The sequence below is a fragment of the Actinoplanes palleronii genome (assembly GCF_016862315.1).
GTDB lineage: Bacteria > Actinomycetota > Actinomycetes > Mycobacteriales > Micromonosporaceae > Actinoplanes > Actinoplanes palleronii.
In genome coordinates, this window is sequence record NZ_BOMS01000112.1 from 12,150 (window position 1) to 30,578 (window position 18,429).

19 protein-coding genes are annotated in these 18,429 nt (G+C 71.3%); 8 read left to right on the forward strand and 11 right to left on the reverse strand.

Features of this window, described 5'->3' with window-relative positions; all coding sequences use genetic code 11:
* Positions 1-298: 298 nt before the first annotated feature.
* Complete coding sequence (locus tag Apa02nite_RS34810) at positions 299-1,342, forward strand: NAD(P)-dependent alcohol dehydrogenase (RefSeq protein ID WP_203828899.1); 1,044 nt, start codon at positions 299-301, stop codon at positions 1,340-1,342.
* Here the strand turns inward: Apa02nite_RS34810 and Apa02nite_RS34815 are convergent.
* From Apa02nite_RS34815 to Apa02nite_RS34830, 4 genes are all read right to left on the reverse strand, one after another.
* Positions 1,306-2,208, reverse strand: a complete 903-nt coding sequence (locus tag Apa02nite_RS34815; protein WP_203828862.1) for a helix-turn-helix transcriptional regulator — start codon at positions 2,206-2,208, stop codon at positions 1,306-1,308. The two genes, Apa02nite_RS34810 and Apa02nite_RS34815, sit on opposite strands and share 37 nt — an antisense overlap.
* 14 nt (positions 2,209-2,222) lie before the next feature.
* Positions 2,223-2,981 (reverse strand): hypothetical protein, encoded by a 759-nt coding sequence (locus Apa02nite_RS34820; protein WP_203828863.1) that lies wholly within the window; start codon positions 2,979-2,981, stop codon positions 2,223-2,225.
* Between the two features lie 126 nt (positions 2,982-3,107).
* A complete protein-coding gene (locus Apa02nite_RS34825; RefSeq protein ID WP_203828864.1) occupies positions 3,108-3,317 on the reverse strand; it encodes a hypothetical protein in 210 nt (69 codons plus the stop codon).
* A gap of 46 nt (positions 3,318-3,363) precedes the next feature.
* Positions 3,364-4,968, reverse strand: coding sequence for a DHA2 family efflux MFS transporter permease subunit (locus Apa02nite_RS34830; RefSeq protein ID WP_203828865.1), 1,605 nt, complete (start codon positions 4,966-4,968; stop codon positions 3,364-3,366).
* 103 nt (positions 4,969-5,071) lie between these two features.
* Between Apa02nite_RS34830 and Apa02nite_RS34835 the strand changes: the two genes are divergently transcribed.
* The gene (locus Apa02nite_RS34835; RefSeq protein ID WP_203828866.1) at positions 5,072-5,551 is read left to right on the forward strand and encodes a MarR family winged helix-turn-helix transcriptional regulator; all 480 of its coding nucleotides are present in this window, start codon (positions 5,072-5,074) and stop codon (positions 5,549-5,551) included.
* Here the strand turns inward: Apa02nite_RS34835 and Apa02nite_RS34840 are convergent.
* From Apa02nite_RS34840 to ppk2, 7 genes are all read right to left on the reverse strand, one after another.
* A complete protein-coding gene (locus Apa02nite_RS34840; RefSeq protein ID WP_203828867.1) occupies positions 5,534-6,391 on the reverse strand; it encodes a Cof-type HAD-IIB family hydrolase in 858 nt (285 codons plus the stop codon). The genes Apa02nite_RS34835 and Apa02nite_RS34840 overlap by 18 nt on opposite strands.
* 13 nt (positions 6,392-6,404) lie before the next feature.
* Entirely contained in the window at positions 6,405-6,722 is a 318-nt protein-coding gene (locus Apa02nite_RS51345) for a phosphoketolase family protein (protein WP_203828868.1), read from the reverse strand.
* Between the two features lie 19 nt (positions 6,723-6,741).
* Positions 6,742-7,971: an ABC transporter ATP-binding protein gene (locus Apa02nite_RS34850; RefSeq protein ID WP_203828869.1), complete on the reverse strand. Its 1,230-nt coding sequence runs from the start codon at positions 7,969-7,971 to the stop codon at positions 6,742-6,744.
* A gap of 19 nt (positions 7,972-7,990) precedes the next feature.
* Positions 7,991-8,827: a carbohydrate ABC transporter permease gene (locus Apa02nite_RS34855; protein WP_203828870.1), complete on the reverse strand. Its 837-nt coding sequence runs from the start codon at positions 8,825-8,827 to the stop codon at positions 7,991-7,993.
* Positions 8,827-9,759: a carbohydrate ABC transporter permease gene (locus Apa02nite_RS34860; protein ID WP_203828871.1), complete on the reverse strand. Its 933-nt coding sequence runs from the start codon at positions 9,757-9,759 to the stop codon at positions 8,827-8,829. The genes Apa02nite_RS34855 and Apa02nite_RS34860 overlap by 1 nt, the downstream gene beginning before the upstream one ends.
* Positions 9,760-9,777: 18 nt before the next feature.
* The gene (locus tag Apa02nite_RS34865) at positions 9,778-11,097 is read right to left on the reverse strand and encodes an extracellular solute-binding protein (RefSeq protein ID WP_203828872.1); all 1,320 of its coding nucleotides are present in this window, start codon (positions 11,095-11,097) and stop codon (positions 9,778-9,780) included.
* Positions 11,098-11,222: 125 nt separating this feature from the next.
* A complete protein-coding gene (gene ppk2 / locus Apa02nite_RS34870) occupies positions 11,223-12,044 on the reverse strand; it encodes a polyphosphate kinase 2 (protein ID WP_067699291.1) in 822 nt (273 codons plus the stop codon).
* A gap of 150 nt (positions 12,045-12,194) precedes the next feature.
* Between ppk2 and Apa02nite_RS34875 the strand changes: the two genes are divergently transcribed.
* The 6 genes from Apa02nite_RS34875 to Apa02nite_RS34900 all read left to right on the forward strand — a co-directional run bounded on the left by Apa02nite_RS34875 (position 12,195) and on the right by Apa02nite_RS34900 (position 18,392).
* Positions 12,195-13,169 carry an SEC-C domain-containing protein gene (locus tag Apa02nite_RS34875; protein ID WP_203828874.1) on the forward strand — a complete coding sequence of 325 codons (975 nt, stop codon included), beginning with the start codon at positions 12,195-12,197 and terminating at the stop codon, positions 13,167-13,169.
* Between the two features lie 143 nt (positions 13,170-13,312).
* On the forward strand, positions 13,313-13,798 hold the full coding sequence (locus Apa02nite_RS34880; RefSeq protein WP_203828875.1) for a DUF6069 family protein: 486 nt from the start codon (positions 13,313-13,315) through the stop codon (positions 13,796-13,798).
* Between the two features lie 16 nt (positions 13,799-13,814).
* On the forward strand, positions 13,815-16,457 hold the full coding sequence (locus tag Apa02nite_RS34885) for a cation-translocating P-type ATPase (protein WP_203828876.1): 2,643 nt from the start codon (positions 13,815-13,817) through the stop codon (positions 16,455-16,457).
* Positions 16,454-16,903 (forward strand): hypothetical protein, encoded by a 450-nt coding sequence (locus tag Apa02nite_RS34890; protein ID WP_067699285.1) that lies wholly within the window; start codon positions 16,454-16,456, stop codon positions 16,901-16,903. Before Apa02nite_RS34885 ends, Apa02nite_RS34890 begins: the two co-directional genes overlap by 4 nt.
* Complete coding sequence (locus Apa02nite_RS34895; protein ID WP_203828877.1) at positions 16,900-17,316, forward strand: RDD family protein; 417 nt, start codon at positions 16,900-16,902, stop codon at positions 17,314-17,316. The genes Apa02nite_RS34890 and Apa02nite_RS34895 overlap by 4 nt, the downstream gene beginning before the upstream one ends.
* A gap of 44 nt (positions 17,317-17,360) precedes the next feature.
* Positions 17,361-18,392, forward strand: coding sequence for a carboxylate-amine ligase (locus tag Apa02nite_RS34900; RefSeq protein WP_239164761.1), 1,032 nt, complete (start codon positions 17,361-17,363; stop codon positions 18,390-18,392).
* Positions 18,393-18,429 lie beyond the last annotated feature (37 nt).

The window sequence follows — 18,429 nt, forward strand, 5'->3', positions numbered from 1 at the left end:
CGGTCGAGACACCCCTCAGCCCCAGCCAGCCGAAATCTGGAAGCGCGGCCGGGCCCGGAGTCCCCGCGGTCCGGCGCGAGACCACCAGTGAGCGTGGCTCGTAGCCTACGGACGGGCGCTCGGCTGTTCGTACCGGAAAGGGGTGATCGGGAGCGGACAGCGGTCCGGGGGTGAGGGATGCACTGGCAGTACACCTATCGGAAGGGGCTCCCTGGAGCGGGCCGGATGCGGTTTGCTGATCGCGGGGCCGGGCACTGAACTGGCTTCGGATCGAAAACCCTCGGGAAGGACCAGGACCATTCTCACCGTCAACGCCATCGCCGCGCCGTCCGCCACCGGAGCCCTCGTTCGCACCAAGATCGAGCGCCGGGACGTCGGGCCGCGCGACGTGCTGATCGAGATTCGTTATGCCGGGATCTGCCACTCGGACATTCACACGGTTCGTGGTGAGTGGGGCGAGGTGCCCTACCCGCTGACCGTCGGGCACGAGATCGTCGGGCAGGTCACCGAGGTCGGCGCCGAGGTCACCAAGCACGCCGTCGGTGACCGGGTCGGGGTCGGCTGCATGGTCAACTCGTGCCGGGAGTGCGACAACTGCAAGGCCGGGCTGGAGAACTACTGCCTGAAGGGCAACACCGGCACCTACGCGGCCAAGGACCGGGACGGCACGATCACCCAGGGCGGCTACTCGACGCACGTCGTGGTCGACGAGGACTTCGTGCTGCGGGTGCCGGAGAGCATCCCGGTCGAGGCGGCCGCGCCGCTGCTGTGCGCGGGCATCACGCTCTACTCGCCGCTGGCGCGCTGGAACGCCGGGCCGGGCAAGAAGGTCGCGATCGTCGGTATGGGCGGTCTCGGTCACATGGGCGTCAAGATCGCGGCGGCCATGGGCGCCGAGGTCACCGTGCTGTCGCAGACGCTCAGCAAGCAGGAGGACGGGCTCCGGTTCGGTGCGCAGCACTACTACGCGACCAGTGACCCGGCGACGTTCGAGCAGCTCGCCAACAGCTTCGACCTGATCGTCAACACGGTCAGCGCGGAGCTCGACATCAACGCCTACCTGAGCCTGCTGCGGCTGGACGGCACGCTGGTCAACGTGGGTGCCCCGCCGCAGCCGCTGCCGATCCAGGTGTTCACGCTGTTCGGCAACAGGCGCTCGTTCGCCGGCTCCAGCATCGGCGGCATCGCCGAGACCCAGGAGATGCTGGACTTCTGCGCCGAGCGCGGGATCGCCCCGGAGATCGAGGTGATCGACGCCGACGCGGTGAACGACGCCTACGAGCGGGTGCTGAAGTCGGACGTGCGCTACCGGTTCGTCATCGACGTCGACTCGCTGCGCTGATCCGCCGCCCGGCCGTCGCCGGTCATCGCCGCCCAGGACGCCAGCAGGGTGAGCGCGTGCGCCGACGGCGAGCCGGGCTCGGCCGCGTAGATCTTCAGGGCGACGTCCGGATCGGCCCGAAGATCCATGCTTTCGTACGACAGGACGAGCTCACCCACCACGTGATGCCGGAACGTCTTGATCCCGGTCCCGTGGATCCGGACGTTGTGCGCGGCCCACCGGTGCCGGAACTCGTCACTGAGCGTGGACAACTCGCCGACCAGGTCGTGCAGGCCCTTGTCGTGCGGGTCCTTGCCGGCTGACGTGCGCAGGTCGGCGACGGTCATGTCGGCGGCCGCGTCCCAGTCGGTGTGGAAGCGCCGGGCGGCGCCGTCCAGGAACGTGAACCGGCCGAAGTTCGGCTGCCGGGCCGGGTCGGCGAACATGTCGGCGTACATGGCCCGGCCGAGCGGGTTCGCGGCGACCACGTCCATCCGGTTGTTGACCACGATCGCCGGGCTGGTGATCGCGTCCAGGGTCCACTGCAGGCTGGGCCGCACCGTCCACGGCCGGTGCCGCCGGTTCGGCCGCAGCAGGGCGCCGCTGCCGTTCGCCTCCTGGGCCAGGCGCAGCAGGTGGGCACGTTCCGCGTCGTCGAGCCGCAGCGCCCGGGCGATCGCCTCGAGCACCCCGGCCGACACCCCGGCGAGCGAGCCGCGCTCGAGCTTGGCGTAGTACTCGACACTCACCCCGGCCAGCGCGGCGACCTCGCTGCGGCGCAGCCCGGCGACCCGGCGGGTGCCGGTCACCGGCAGGCCGGCCTGCTGCGGGGTGATCTTCGCGCGGCGGGTGATGAGGAAGTCGCGTACCTCGGCTCGGTGCTCCATGCACCCAGTACACCTCAGGCCGGTTGGAGATCCCGGGCCGGGCGGGGCGCGGGCGGCAGGTAGCGGCGCAGCGGAGCGGCTGCCGACGCGGCGACGCTCGTCTCGTGGCGCAGGCTGTCCCGGGCCGCGACGGCGAGCCGCACGTCGTGCCAGGCGGTCCGCTCGGTCGTCGCCACCCGCCGGTACCGCCGCTGCCGATGGTCGGCGACCGCGCGGAGCAGCACGAGTTCCTGCTCGACCGGGTGCAGCCGCGGGTCCCAGCCGCCGCGTGCGGCGAGGGCGTCGGCGAGCGCGGTGGACGGCAGGTCACCGCGCTGCACGGCGGCACGCACCGCGCGGTGCAGGAAACGTTCGCGGTCCACGTACTCGGTGGGGGTCCGCGCGGCCCACGGCGGACCGAACGCGGCGGCGGCGCGCGCCCGGGTGACCTGCTGCTCGGCGTCCTGCCAGTCCTGCCACGCGCCGTCGGCGTGCTCCGCGGCCTGCCGCCAGACGTCCTGCCAGCGCTGCGCGGCGTCGTCCGCCTGGACCGCGGCGACCTGCATCTCGTCGGCGAAACGGGTCGCCTCGACGGCCTGGCGCCGGGCCCGGTCGCGCTCCGCCCGGTACCGGCGCAGTGCGCCCAGGCTCGTCATCAGGGCGGCGCCGGGATCGCGGATCGCCTCCGGGCTCGACAGCAGCGCCAGCGCCGGCAACGCCGCCAGCATCAGCACCAGCCAGATCACCATCGGGGTCGTCGGGTCGGCCATCAGCACCTGCGACAGGGAATTCACCGTCAACAAATCCTTAATCACGATTTTTCAAAACAAAAACCATCTTTTGGTACGACGGGGAGCCGTCGGGGCACGCTCAGCCGAGGGGTGTCTCCGGCACGCGGGGGAGGCGGGCTCGCGCCGCTGTCAGGCGAGCGGGGCCGGGGGCGCGCGTGAGGCGCCGACGGCCGCGATGAACTGCTCCGTCAGCAGGGGTGTGCGGCCGGCCGGGGCGGGCTCGGCGGCCGGCACGGTGACCACAGGGGAGTCACCGGCGTGCGGCGGCAGCGAGCCGAACAGGTCCAGCAGGAACGACAGGGAGCGGCGCAGCAGATCGCGCGCCGCATCCCTGGTCATAACCCTAAATTACCCAGCGACGTCCGTCATATCCACCCGACGCGCGCTACCGGCCGAGATGGGACACCAGTTCCGGTTCGGCGGGCACCTCCGCGGTGCGGGCGGCCGGGATCAGCAGCGTCGCCAGCACCCCGAGCGCCAGCAGCCCCGCCGCCAGGTACGACCCGAACGCGATCCCGTCGGCCATCGCGTCCCGGGCGGCCTGGGCCACCACCGCGGTGGCCGGGTCCGCGGCCAGCGGGGCGATCGCCGCGCCGGCGCTGTCGGTGACCGCCGCCGCGTACCGCTCGATCTGGTCGGCGGGCAGCCCGCCGCCGGTCAGCGCACTCGTCACGTGGCGGCTCAGGGTGGCGAAGAAGACCGTGGTCAGCACCGCGATGCCGAGCGCCGAACCGAGCTGCCGGAACGTGGACTGGATGCCGGATCCCTGCCCCGCGTCCGCGTCCGGCACGTCGGCGAGCACCACGTTGGTGACCTGCGCGGTGGCGAAGCCGACACCGATGCCGTAGAGGAACAGCGCGATCGCGATCGACCACCACGGTGCCGTGGTGGTGGCCGCGACCACGCCGAGACCGGCCAGCGCGACCGCCTCCAGGGCCAGGCCGATCCGGACCAGGGCGAGCGGGGAGAGCGTCCCGGCCAGCCCGAAGCTCAGCCCGCTGGCCAGGAAGCTGCCCACGGCCAGCGGCAGCAGCGCGACCCCGGCCTGCAGGGCGGTGTAGTCCAGGGTGAACTGCAGCCAGAGCGGGAGCACCGCGATGATGCCGAACTCGCCCAGCCCGATGATCACCGTGGCGATGTTGCCGTTGCGGAACGACGGGATCCGGAACAGCCGGGTGTTCATCAGCGGGTCGCCGGTCCGGCTCAGCCGCAGCTGACGCCACCCGAACAGGGCGAGCAGCAGCACGGCGGCGACCAGCGCCACGAACGCGGGGGAGAGCCCGCCGTCCCAGGTCCGGCCGAACAGACCGAACGGCCGGACACTTGTCACCCAGCCGTACGTGCGGCCCTCGACCAGCCCGAACGCCAGCGCGGCCAGCCCGAGAACGGACAGCACCGACCCGGGCACGTCGACCCGCCCGGCGGTCCGCGGCGACGGCGTGATGAACACCAGGGTGAGCACCAGGATCACCACGACCAGCGGGACGTTGATGCCGAACGCCCAGCGCCAGCTGGCGTGCTCGGAGAGCCAGCCGCCGAGCACCGGGCCGACCGCGGTGGCCGCGCCGATCGTCGAGCCCCACACCGCGAACGCCTGACCGCGGGCCTTGCCGGTGAACGTCTGGTTGAGCAGCGACAGCGACGTGGGCAGCAGCATGGCACCGGCCGCGCCCTGCAGGAAGCGCGCCAGGATCAGCACCTCGCCGCTCGGGGCCAGGCCGGCCAGCAGGCTGGTGACGCCGAACAGCACGGTGCCGATCACGAAGATCCGGCGGGCACCGGCCAGATCGGCGATCCGGCCGAAGAGCAGCAGCAGCGCGGCGAACAGGATCGCGTAGGACTCCTGGATCCACTGCGCCTGCGAGGAGTTGATGCCCAGGTCGTCGATGACCGAGGGCGTGATCACGTTAACGATGGTGGTGTCGACCACGATCATCGAGACGCCGAGGGCGATCCCGATCAGGCCCCACCATTTCCGAGCAGCCGTCATGGCCGTCCTTTCAAGTAGTAACACCGTGAAACTATCACACGATCAAACTACTTGACGGTGGTAAAGTTCGACCGGGATCTTGACGCTCACCGGAGGAGCAGACGTGGCCGACACCTTGGACGCGCAGCGCGACCGCATCCTGGCGGGCCTGTATTCGCACGGGATGGCGTTCGCCGAGCTGGCCCGGCAGTTCGGCGCCAGCACCGGGTTGCACACCACCGACGCGCACGCCCTGGTCGAGGTGCTCGGCGCGCAGGACCGTGGCACCCCGCTGACCCAGTCCGAGCTGAGCCAGCGGATCGGCCTGACCACCGGCGCGACGTCGTCGCTGCTCAACCGCCTGGAGGCGGCCGGGCACCTGCGCCGGGTCCGGGACAGCGCGGATCGGCGCCTGGTCACCCTGCACGCCACTGACGGTGTCGACGGCATGGTCGACGAGTTCTTCGACCCGCTGGCCGACCGGATGGGCGCGGTCATGCGGGACTACCCGCCGGAGCTGCTGGCCGGTTTCGAGCGGTTCCTCACCGACGTCTGCGCGACCATGACCGGCTACATCGGTGAGACCTCAGCCCGGCGCTCCTGAGCCACCGGAGACGGGCACCCGCGGCAGGATGTGCCTTTCGACGGCGTCGGCGAAACCGTCCTCCTCGTTCGACCCGGTCACGTGGGTGGCCTGCCGGCGTACCTGTTCGCTGGCGTTGCCCATGGCGATGCTCATCGCGCTGCGCCGGAACATCAGGACGTCGTTGGCCTGGTCGCCGAACGTGGCGATCTGGGTCAGCGGGATCGTGAAGTAGTGCGCGAGGCGCTCGACGACCACGCCCTTGTTCGCGGTGGGATGGGTGACGTCCAGGTAGTGCGGCTGCGACCGGGCCGCGGAGACCCGCGCGCCGAACCTCGACTGTGCCGCGGCCTCGGCCCGGGCCACCAGGTCGTGGTCGTCGCTCACGCCCACGATCTTGATGGCGTGCTCCAGCAGCCCGTCGTAGCCGGGTACCACCGTGGGCGGGAACCGGCAGGTGTGCGACTCGCGGTCCACGTGCGGGGCGTGCGGGTCGGTCACGTACCAGTCGGTGGCGGTGTAGACCCACATGTCGAGGCCGTGCGCGCGCCCGGCCTCGATCACCCCCGCCGCGGCCTCCGGGTCGATCGCGCGTTCGTCGGCGATGGTCATGTCGGGCAGGACGATGACCCCGCCGTTGAACGCGGCCATCGGCAGGCGCATGCCGAGCGGCTCGACGAGCATCTGCATGCCGCGCGGCGGGCGGCCGCTGGTCAGGGCGAAGATCACGCCCCGTCGCCGCAGCTCCCGTACCGCCGCGATGGTCCGCGGCGTCAACTCCTTCTGTCTGGTCACCAGGGTCCCGTCCACGTCGGCGAGCACCGCGGCGATGGGCTGTCCCGGGTCGGTGGTGCCGGTCATCTTCAGCCTCGTCTCAGCCGGTCCACACCCAGTCACGGATCTCCGGCTGGTCCTCGAAGTGCTCGTGGGCGTACGCGTTGTACCCCAGCTCGCCGCCCTCGTGGACGGAGCCCGGGGTCTGCACGCTGACGTGGCCGGGGATTCCGCCGGGCGTGGAGAACCGGCGGCACCGCCCGGCCTCGTCCGGCGTGACCTGCCGGTAGACCTCCGAGTAGGTGCCCTCCGGATCGGCGTGCCCGACCAGCGCCGGGCCACCGTGCCCGGGCCCGGCCCGATAGATGCCGTCGACGGTGCTCATGGCGCTGGAGAGCGTGGGGTCGAAGGAGTACATCCGGTCGGCCTTCCACGTGTCAGGGCGCGGGCGGGGTGTCGTCGGGCTTGGCCGCGGGCACGTGCACGTCCTCGGCGAACGAGCGGTCCGGGTCCCGGGTCAGGTTCTCGCCGGTCGCGGCGTCGAAGACGTGCATCCGCTCCGGGTCGAACCACAGGTGCGCCTGTGCGCCGGAGCGGATCCGGCTGGCGGCGTCCAGGGCGACGACGAGCTGGGTGCGCATCTGTTCGCTGTCGAGCTCGCGTTCCAGTTCCTCGAGACGCTGGGTGATCTCGGCCGGCGCGCTGTACGGGACGTACGCGTACAGCTGGTTGCCCAGCCACTCGGTCACGTCCACCTCGGCGGTGAACGCCTGCCCCCGCCCGCGCACCGCGCTCGCCACCAGTGCCGCGTCCTCGAAGTGCTCGGGGCGCAGGCCGATGATGACCAGTTCCCGGTCGCCGACCTTGCTCAGCCGCGGCCCGGACGCGGGAACCGCGCCGAACGGGGTCTCGATCCGGCCGTCCTGGAGCCGTCCGGGCATGAAGTTCATCGGCGGCGAGCCGATGAACCCGGCCACGAACAGGTTCGCCGGCTCCTCGTAGAGCTGATGCGCCGTGCCGACCTGCTGCAGGACACCCTTGCGCAGCACCGCGATGCGGTCGCCGAGCGTCATGGCCTCGGTCTGGTCGTGGGTGACGTAGACCGTCGTGGTGCCGAGCCGGCGTTGCATCCGCGCGATCTCGGTGCGCATCTGCCCGCGCAGTTTCGCGTCCAGGTTCGACAGCGGCTCGTCGAACAGGAACGCGTCGGCCTTGCGGACGATGGCCCGGCCCATCGCGACGCGCTGGCGCTGCCCGCCGGAGAGGTTGGCGGGCCGGCGCTCGAGGTGCTCGGTGAGCTGGAGCAGGGACGCGGCGTTGTTCACCTGCTCACGGATCTCCTCCTCGGGAGCCTTGCGCAGCCGCAGCGGGAACGCGATGTTCTCGTAGACGGTCAGGTGCGGGTACAGGGCGTAGTTCTGGAACACCATGGCGAGGTTGCGGTCGCGAGGCGCCTTCTTGTTCACCCGGGTGTCACCGATGATCATGTCGCCGGAGGTGATGTCCTCCAGGCCGACGATCATGCGGAGCAGGGTGGATTTGCCGCAGCCCGACGGGCCGACCAGGATGATGAACTCGCCGTCGGCGATGTCCAGGCTGACGTTGTCGACGGCGTGGAATCCGTCGCCGTACCGCTTGACGATGTTCCGCATGGTGATGGCTGCCATGAGCTCGTCCCTCCCCAGTTCAGCCCTTGACGGCGCCGGCGGTGAGGCCGGCCATGATCCGGCGCTGGAAGATCAGCACCAGGATGACGACGGGAATCGTCACGACCACCGAGGCGGCCATGATGTAGGTGATCGGCGACTCGAACTGCGACGCGCCGGTGAAGAACGACAGGGCGGCCGGCACCGTGCGGGCCCGGTCGGTCGAGGTGAGCGAGATGGCCAGCAGGAACTCGTTCCAGCAGAAGAAGAACGTCAGGATGGCCGTGGTGAACACCCCGGGCGCGGCCAGCGGGACGATCACCTTGCGGAACGCCTGCCAGGCGGTGGCCCCGTCGACCTGCGCCGCCTGCTCCATCTCCCAGGGGATCTGCCGGAAGAACGCCGACATGGTCCAGATCGACAGCGGCAGGGCGAACGTCAGGTACGGGATGATCAGCCCGATCCAGGTGTCGTAGATGCCGAGGTTGCGCCACATGTTGAACAGCGGCCCGACCAGCGCGGCCTGCGGGAACATCGCGATCGCCAGGGCCATCGAGAGCAGGAACTTCTTGCCGGGGTACGTCATCCGGGCGATCGCGTACGCGGCGAACATCGCGGTGACCACCGCGAGCAGGGTGGCGATCAGGGCGATGCCGACCGAGTTGATCAGGGCGCTGGTGAACAGCGAGTCGGCGAAGACCGTCCTGTAGTTGTCCCACACCCAGGTCTCCGGGAAGAACGTGGGTGTGCCGCTCCGGAACGTGTCCGGGTCCTTGAACGACAGCGAGACCATCCAGAGCAGCGGGAACAGCGCCCAGACCAGGATCAGCAGGCCCCAGACGGTCCACCAGCCGCTGACCCGGCGATCGGTGGCCATCACTGATCACCTCGAACCTGGGAGAGGTCGGTGCGGAAGCCCTTGACGAAGATGAACGCGATCACCACGACGGTGAGGAAGAGGAGCACCGAGACGGCCGAGCCGGCGCCCATGTTCACCAGGGTGACGTTCTGCCGGTAGGCCAGGAACGAGAGCGTCTCGGTGTCGTTCGCGCCGCGGGTCATGATGAACGGGTTGTCGAAGATCCGCCAGGCGTCCAGGGTGCGGAACAGCAGCGCGACCATGATGGCCGCCTTCATGTTCGGCAGGGTCACCCGCCGCAGCCGCTGCCACGCGGTGGCGCCGTCGACCCGGGCCGCCTCCTGGTACTCCTCCGGCACCTGCACCAGGCCGGCCAGCAGCAGCAGCGAGATGAACGGCGTGGTCTTCCAGATCTCCGACAGGATGATGACGACCAGCGCCGACCAGCGCTGGCCGAAGAAGTTGAAGGTGCCCAGCCCGAGCCACTGGTTCACGAAGCCCGAGTCCAGCTGGAACGCGAACTGCCAGATGTACGCGGAGACGACGGTGACGATCCCGTACGGGATCAGGATCCCGGTGCGGACCAGCGACCGGCCCCGGATGATCCGGTACATCACGAACGCGAACGCGAAGCCGAGCACCAGTTCGACCGCGACGCTGACCACCGTGATGATCAGTGTGGTGCCGAAGTCGGTCCACCACACCGGGTCGGTCAGCACCGTGCTGTAGTTGCGCAGCCCGACGAACTCGCGCCCGGCCGGGTCGGTCAGCCGGTAGTTGTAGAGCGACAGCACCACCGCGTAGATCAGCGGGTAGGCCGTCACGAACACCATCACCAGGAACGCCGGCGCGGACAGGGTCAGCCCCAGCCGCCGTTCGCGTCGCGCGCGGTCGGTGAGCTCGGCTTTCGCCGGCTCCGGTGGAGCGACCCGGACCTCGGTCAGAGCCATGCGGATGCTCCTCTCAGCTCACAGCAGCCGTCTGCCCTGCAGGACGTCGGACATGAAGGCCGCGGACTCCTCGGGGGTCGCGGGTGCGGTGACGCCGGTGGCCGGGTGCCAGGTGATCTGCACCGAGGTGGAGACGTCGTTGTAGTAGGGCGTGATCGGCCGCGGCCCGGCGTCGTTGATCGACTGCCGGATCACCGACGCCATCGGGTACGCCTGGCGCACCCCCGGGTCGTCGTACGCGGCCCCGCGCGCCGCCGGGTTGCCGGCGTCGAGCATGTAGGCGATGGTGTTCGGCAGCGAGGTGGCGCACCGGACCAGGTCCAGGGCCTGCTCGGGGTGCTCGGAGAAGGCGCCGACGGTCAGGTTGATGCCGCCCAGCGGCGGTTTGCTCGGTGTGCCGGCGGCCACCCGCGGGTACCGTGCCCAGCCGATGTCGTCGAGGACGTCCTGGCCGATGCCGCCACTGGCGACCGACTCCTTCGCGGCGCTGTACACGTACGGCCAGTTGACCATGAAGCCGCCGGACGGGCTCTGGAAGGCCGAGCGGGCCTCCTCCTCGCCCATCGTCGACATGGCCGGTGGCGCCGCCGGCGACCGGGCCAGGTCGCCGATGATCCGGGCCGCGTCGTCGCCGGCCGGCCCGGCGATCTCCGGCGAGGCGTCCTTGCCGGCCTCGACGTCGCCGAGGATCTCGCCGCCCGCCGACGCCACCAGCGCGTTGATCCAGACCATGTAGCCCTCGTACCGGTTGGCCTGCACCCCGATCACCTTGCGCTGGCTCTCCGCCGCGCGGATCATCGCGTCCCAGGTGAAGCCGGTCGCGGTGGGGTCGACGCCGGCCGCCCGGGCGACCGACTTGCGGTACCAGAGCAGCTGCGTGTTGGCCCAGAACGGCGCCGCGACCAGCTGATCCTTCCAGTACGCGGTCTGCAGCGGGCCGCGCAGCACGTCCCCGGTCAGCGTCGCGGTGTCCGCGGGGTCGAACGGGCGCAGGAACCCGGCGTTGGCGAACTCCGCGACGAACGGCGGGTCGAGGCTCATCACGTCGATCGAGCTGTCCTTGGCCGCCAGCCGCCGGACCAGCTGCTCGCGTTGCTGGGACGCGTCGTTCGGCAGCACCTGGACGTCGACCCGGTACGTCCCGCCGGCGGCGGCCGCGCACCGCTCGGCGAGCCGGCTCTGCCCGCCGTTGTCGGGGTTGATGTACCAGGTGACGACCGGGACACCGCTGTCGTCGCCGCAGCCGGTCAGCAGACCGGCGGACAGGGCGAGGACCACCGCCGCGGCGAGCCGGCGCCTGCCGCGCCCCACCCGGGATCGAACTGCGTATCTGGACACCCGCGCCTCCACGGACGTATGTCGCCGGGCCTGCGTCGGGAGCCGACGACATCCCGGTCCGAATTCCTACGGTGTGCCGCGACGCGGGCCGCTGCCTCATCCCGCAGGCATGAACCAGCGGGTCGTCACGCGGCGTTCTTCTCCAGCGTCGCGGCGTGGTCCTCGATGATCGACTGCAGCTCGCGCGGGGTGCGGTGGTACCCGGTGCTCTCCGGCCGGTCCGGCAGATGGATCTTCGGCTGTTCGACCTCGGTGTACGGGATGCCGGCCAGCAGATGCGCGATCATGTTGATCCGCGCCCGCCGCTTGTCCTCCGCGTCCACCACGCACCACGGCGCCTCCGGGATGTCGGTGTGGACGAACATCTCGTCCTTGGCCCGGGAGTACTCCTCCCACCGGTTGATCGACTCCACGTCCATCGGGGACAGCTTCCAGCGCCGCATCGGGTCCTTCAGCCGGGCGCGGAACCGCCGCTGCTGCTCGCGGCCGCTCACCGAGAACCAGTACTTGCGCAGCAGGATCCCGTCCTCGACGAGCAGGCGTTCGACGATCGGGCACTGGTGCAGGAAACGCGTGTACTCCTGCTTGGTGCAGAAGCCCATCACCCGCTCCACACCCGCGCGGTTGTACCAGCTGCGGTCGAACAGCACGATCTCGCCGGCCGCCGGGAGTTGCTCGACGTACCGCTGGAAGTACCAGTGGGTGCGCTGCCGTTCGGTCGGTGCCGGGAGCGCCACGATCCGCGCGACCCGCGGGTTCAGGAACTCCGTCACCCGTTTGATGGTGCCGCCCTTGCCGGCCGCGTCCCGGCCCTCGAAGAGGACCACGACCCGCGCGCCGGTCGAGCGCACCCATTCCTGCGCCTTCACCAGCTCCGCCTGCAGCCGGGCCAGTTCGGTCTCGTACAGCTGGCGGTCCAGGCGCTGGTGCCCGGTCTTCTTGGCCACGGAACCTCCTAGCGACGTGCGACAGGTCCGGTACCGGAGTACCAGCCGTGCCGAGCCGGCCGCGTCATCCGCGGCGGATGGGCGCAACCGGACGCCGGGTGAGACTCAGATCAACAGCCGTCGGGGTGTCGCGCGCAGTAGCGTGGCGGCGTGCCTTTGAAAGCTGAACTCACCAGCGCAGACCTGACCCAGATCCGGCAGTCCGCGCTCGGCGCGGCCGACCCGCTCGGCGTGGCGGCCGACCTGGCCGACGCCGCCGACACCGGACGGCTGGCCGACCCGGCGGACGCCGGGCTCGCCCTTACCCTGGCCGCCGAGATCGCCGAGAGCCGGGCGAAACTCGAGGCCGCCGCGACGTACGTCGAGCGGGCCCTCGAGGCGTACGGGAAGCGGGACGACGGCCAGGTGGCCGCGGCCCGGGCCCTGCGCGCGCGGATCCTGTTCCGCACCGGCCGCGAGGACGAGGCGCTGGCCGAGCTCGAGCCGTTGCGCCCGGCGCTCACCCAGTACCCGGACGCCGCGGCGTACATCAGTGCCGCCCTGGCCGTCGGCGGCCGCAACCGGATCGCCGAGCAGTGGCTGAGCGAAGCGGTCCAGTCGGTCCTGGCCGACCGCGGATCCGCCGCCGAACCGACCAACCCGGACGACGCCGGCCTGCTCTTCTTCCTGCTGCAGCAGCGGCACCGGGTCCGGCACGCGGTCGGCCTGCCGCACGACACGCACGACAACCTCGCGGAGCGGCTGGAGAGCAAGCTGACCACCGCCGGCCCCGCGGCGGCCACCGAGGCGCCCGACCTGGTGTTCTGGGCGCAGACCGAGTTCGATCAGCTGGGCGAGGTGTCCGCGCAGTACGGCGGGACCTTCGACGGGCACCGGGCCGGCCTGGAGCGCGAGCTGGTCCGGCTGACCGCCGCCGGCGGCACCGACCTGGCCCTGCTGCCGGGTGTGCTCGCCAACCTGAAGAAGGTCGGCGACCCGGCCGAGGCGAAGACCCGCGTCGCCTACGCCCGGCAGCTCAGCGCCAGCTCGGCGCGGATCAGCTGGCCGCCGGAGCGCAACGCGGCCTGCTGGTGCGGTTCCGGCAACAAGTACAAGAAGTGCTGCCTGCCGCGCTCCCGCGGCTGACCTTCGCGACACCGCACGCCGTCGCCCTGCACCGGGGCGACGGCGTGCGGTGCTTCGTGCGCTCATCCTCGCTGGATGAGGTGCCGGAGGCCGGTCCCGGCGATTCTCAGCGCGGCAGCTGCCGTGTGACCGAGGAGAATCCGATGACCTCCGAACCTGTGAAACCCACCGTCAACGCCGGGAAGTTGTGGGCCGGTGGCGGCGCCACCGCGGCGATCGCGGCCCTGATCGCGATCGCCGGGATCCTGCTCGGCCGCGGGATCTTCGACGTCGACGTGCTGGCACCGAAGGGCGAGGGCGCCTGGGGCGACGCGAGCACCGGCTGGTACGCCCTCGGCGCCGCCCTCGCCGCCCTGGTCGCGACGGGCGTGGCACACGTCCTGATCCTCACCACGCCGCGGCCGATGCGGTTCTTCGGCTGGGTGGTCGGCCTGGCCACGGTGGTCGGGATGCTCGCGCCGTTCGTCACCGACGCGGCCCGCGCCGAGCAGTTCTACACCGCCGGGCTGAACATGATCCTCGGCATCGCGATCGGCTCGCTGGTGGCCGGCACCGCGCGGACCGCGACCCGGCTGGTGCGCACCGGCGGGCAGCCGTCGCCGCGCCCCTACCCGCAGCAGTACCGGTAGGCCCGCGATGGCGACCATGACCGAGGAGACCCCGGTCTTCCACGTGCTCACCGTCCCGGAGGCCCTCGCGGCCGAGAACGTCGACCAGCAGCACGGCCTCAGCAGCGACGAGGCCGCCGCGCGCCGGGACCGGTACGGCCCGAACCGGTTCGCCGAGGCGAAGAAGGAACCCTGGTGGCGCTCCTTCGTCCGGCAGTACGCCGACCCGATGCAGATCGTGCTGCTCCTCGCCGGCCTGGGCAGCCTCTACCCGCTCAAGCAGTGGGGCACCGGCGTGCTGCTGATCGCGCTCACCCTGCTGAACGCGGCCCTGGGCCTGCACCAGGAGGGCAAGGCGGCGGCCGCGATCGACGCGCTGCAGAAGATGATGATCGTCAAGGCCCGGGTCCGCCGGGACGGCGCCCTGGCCGAGCTGCCCGCCGAGGAGCTCGTGCCCGGCGACGTGGTGCAGATCGAGGCCGGTGACGTGGTCCCGGCCGACGGGCGGCTGCTGCGGGCGGCCACCCTGGAGATCGGCGAGTCGGCGCTGACCGGGGAGAGCCTGCCGGTCGCCAAGAACGTCGAGCCGGTCGCGTCGGCACAGACCGACCTGGGTGACCGGTCGGACATGGCGTACATGAACACCAACGTCACCCGGGGATCAGGCGAGCTGCTGGTCACCGCGACCGGGATGGCCACCGAGGTGGGCCGGATCTCCGGGATGCTGCAGGCCGAGAAGGACGCGCAGACCCCGCTGACCCGGCAGCTCAGCACGCTCACCAACCAGATCCTGTTCATCGCCGGGTTCGCGCTGCTCGCCTCGGTGGTGATCAACCTGGCCCGGGGCAACGAGTTCACCGTGGTCTTCACTGCCGCGGTGGCGTTCGCCGTCTCGGCCATCCCGACCGGGCTGCCGGCCGTGGTCACCACGATCCTGTCGATGGGCACCCAGCTGCTGGCCCGGTCGAACGCGATCGTCAAGCGGCTGCGCTCCACCGAGACGCTCGGCTCCACCTCGGCGATCAACTCGGACAAGACCGGGACGCTGACCCTGAACCAGATGACCGCCGCCGAGATGGCCATCCCGGGGCGGCGCTACGTGGTCTCCGGTGGCGGTTATGCCATCGAGGGCACGATCAAGCGGGTGGCCGGGGATCCGGACGTGCCGCTGGAGGAGTACCTGCTGCCGATGATCCTCGCCTCGGACGCGGTGGTCACCGACGGCGCGCTGATCGGTGACCCGACCGAGGGTGCGCTCGTGGTGCTCGCCGAGAAGGGCGGGCTGGACGCGGTGGCCACCCGGGAGAAGTACCCGCGGGTGGCGGAGCTGCCGTTCGACTCGGCGTACAAGCTGATGGCGACATTCCACGAAATGTCGGGGAAAATTCGGTGTTTCGTCAAAGGTGCCCCGGACCAGGTTCTCGCCCGGTGCCGGGTCACCCCGGAGCAGCACGAACGGTACCTGGCCGAGAACGAGCGGATGGCCCGGCAGGGTCTGCGCGTGATGGCCACCGCCCGGTGCGATCTGGACGCCGTCGACGGCGACCTGCTCGACCTGCTGCACGACCTGGAGCCGCTCGCCCTGGTGGGCATCGTCGACCCGGCGCGGCCGCAGGCCAAGGACGCGATCGCGCAGGCGCACGCGGCCGGCATCGAGGTCCGCATGATCACCGGAGACCACGCGATCACCGCGGCGGCGATCGCCGGCAAGCTCGGCATCCGCGGCCGGGCGATCACCGGCGCCGAGTTCGCCGCGATGAGCGACGAGGAGGCGGACCGGGAGATCGGCGGGATCGGTGTGATCGCCCGGGTCACCCCGGAGCACAAGGTCCGCCTGATCGAGGTGCTCAAGCGCAAGGGCCACATCGTCGCGATGACCGGCGACGGGGTGAACGACGCCCCGGCGCTGAAGAAGGCGGACATCGGCATCGCGATGGGGATCACCGGCACCGAGGTGAGCAAGGAAGCCGCCGCGATGATCCTCACCGACGACGACTTCGCCACCATCGTGAAGGCCGTCGAGCTGGGCCGCGCGCTCTACGCCAACCTGAAGAAGTACATCTTCTTCCAGATGGGTGTGCTGGCCGGCATGATCGTCACGTTCCTCGGCGCCAGCATCGGCAACATCGCCGCCGGGGTGCCGTTCCAGCCGTTGCAGAGCCTGTGGCTGAACTTCACCACCCAGGTCTTCCAAGCGGTCGGCCTCGGCTACGGCAAGGCCGAGGCGGACATCATGGACCGCCCGCCACGCCGCTCCGACGAACCGCTGCTGACCCGCCGGGCGCTCGGCTGGCTCGGCCTGCTCGGCCTGCTGATGGGCGCGATCACGTTGCTGGTGATCTGGTGGGCGGACCGGGACAACAGCGTCGACCAGGCCCGCACCATGGGTCTGACCGCGTTCTCGATCGCCAACCTGGCGTTCTCGTTCACCGTGCGCAGCGAGATCCGCTCGGTCTTCAGCCTGGAGACGTTCGGTGACAAGCGCTTCGTGATCACCACCGGGATGTCGGCCGCGGCGATCGTGCTGGCCACCGAGTTCGGCCTGTTCCAGAAGATCCTGCACACCACCAGCCTGGACGTCGAGCACTGGCTGCTCTGCCTGCTGGCCGGCGGGTTCGTGGTGGTGCCCACTGAGATCCGCAAGGCGGTGCTGCGGCGCCGGGCGAGGAGCCCTCGATGATCGGATTGCGGCAGCTCGGGGACGTCGCGATCGGCGCGGTGTTCCGGGCCGGGGAGAAGAGCGCGGACACGGTCGCCGAGCTGCGGTCGCGGTGGGACCAGGAGAGCGTACGAACGGCCGGCGAGCTCTGGGCCTACTGGATCCTGCTGGCCGACCGGGGCGCGGCGGAACGCGAGCGCGGCCGGCGGGAGGCGCACCGGGTGGTGGACGCCGCGGTCGAGAAGATCGCGCACGCGCCGCTGCTCGACCGGGTGATCGACGTCCAGCTCGAACGGGTGCTGACCGTGCTGGAGACCGAGCCGGAACGGATCCGCGCACTGGTCCGTGGGCAGCGCGACAGCCTGGTCGGCGAGGCGGTCGGCCGGGTCCGCGCCGGTGCGGCCGCCGGTGACGAGGCCGTCGACCGGTTCACCCTGCGGATGTCGAGGCGCGGCGACACCCCGTGACCGGGTACGCCGGTCTGGTCAGCCGGGCCCTGGCGTACCTGCTCGACGCGCTCGTGGTCGCGCTGCTGGCCGGCTCCGGGGTGGCCGTCCTCGCGGTGGTCGCCCCGGTGGTCGGGGCCGGTGCCAGGGACCTGGCCGATCTGGTGCTCTCCGGCTACCTGGTCTTCCTGCCCGGTCTGCTCGTGGTCTACTGCACGCTGTTCTGGAGCCTGGCCGGGCGTACCCCCGGGATGGCGGTGCTCGGGGTGCGGGTGGTGCGCGCCGACGGGCGGCCGGTGCGCTGGCCCGGTGCGCTGGTCCGGGCGCTGCTGCTGGCGTTCTTCCCGATCGGGGCGCTGTGGCTGCTGGCCGACCGGCGCCGGCAGGCCGTGCACGACAAGATCGCGCGTACCGCGGTCATCCGGGTGGGGTGAGGCGCCCCGCCCACGCGCGCGGCGACCCTGACGACGTGCTGACGATGGGTGTCGAAGAGGAATTCCTGCTGCTGGGGCCGGACGGCGCGGTGGTGCCGGCGGCCCGGTCGGTGGTCCGCGACGCGCGGGGCGCCGACCAGATCAAGCCGGAGTACATGGCGTACCAGCTGGAGACCAGCACCCGGGTCTGCGAGGACCTGGACGAGCTGCGCCGGGACCTGGTCCGGCTGCGGCGGGTCGCCGCGGAGGCCGCCGGGCAGGCCGGTGCGTACCTGGTCGCCACCGGGTCGGCGCCGCTGGCCGGCGGCCCGAGGGAGGCACTTACCGACGAGGAGCGCTACCGGGAGCTGGCCCGGCGGTTCCCGGACGCCACCGCCGAGGGCGGGACCTGCGGCTGCCACGTGCACATCGGGGTGCCGGACCGGGAGCTGGCCGCCGCGGTGCTGACCCGGCTGCGGCCGTGGCTGCCGGTGCTGCTCGCGTTCACGGTCAACTCGCCGTTCGCGGCCGCCCACGACACCGGGTGGGCCAGTTCGCGCTATCCGGCACAGCTGCGCTGGCCGACCTTCCGGCCGCCAGGGGTCTGGGCCAGCGCGGAACGCTACGACCGCGCGGTGCAGGATCATGTCGATTCCGGTACGGCGATGGACCCGGCCGGCGTGTACTTCCTGGCCCGGCTCTCCCCGCGCTACCCGACGATCGAGGTGCGGGTCGCCGACACCTGCCTCGACGTTGCCGACAGCGTGCTGTTCGCCGCGGTGGTCCGCGCCCTGGTGGCGGGGTTGCAGGACGACATCCGGCGGCAGGAGAAGATCGTCCCCACGCCGGACGGGCGGATCGGCGCCGACCTGGAGACGGCCGCCCGGGGCCGGCTGCGGCAGGAGAGCCGGCTGCTGGCCAAGATCGACCCTTATCTCGGCGACGACCTCGCCGCGGTGCACGCCGGGTTCGCGCGGCTGCGGCGGGAGGGCACCGGGGCGGATCGGCAGCGCCGGTTATGGGCGCGGCACGGTGCCGGCACGGACTTCGTCCGGGAATTGGCGCAGGCCACCACACCGGTGGTGACGGCACGCTGAACGGGCCGGCCACCGTGGTGGCCGGCCCGGTCCCGCA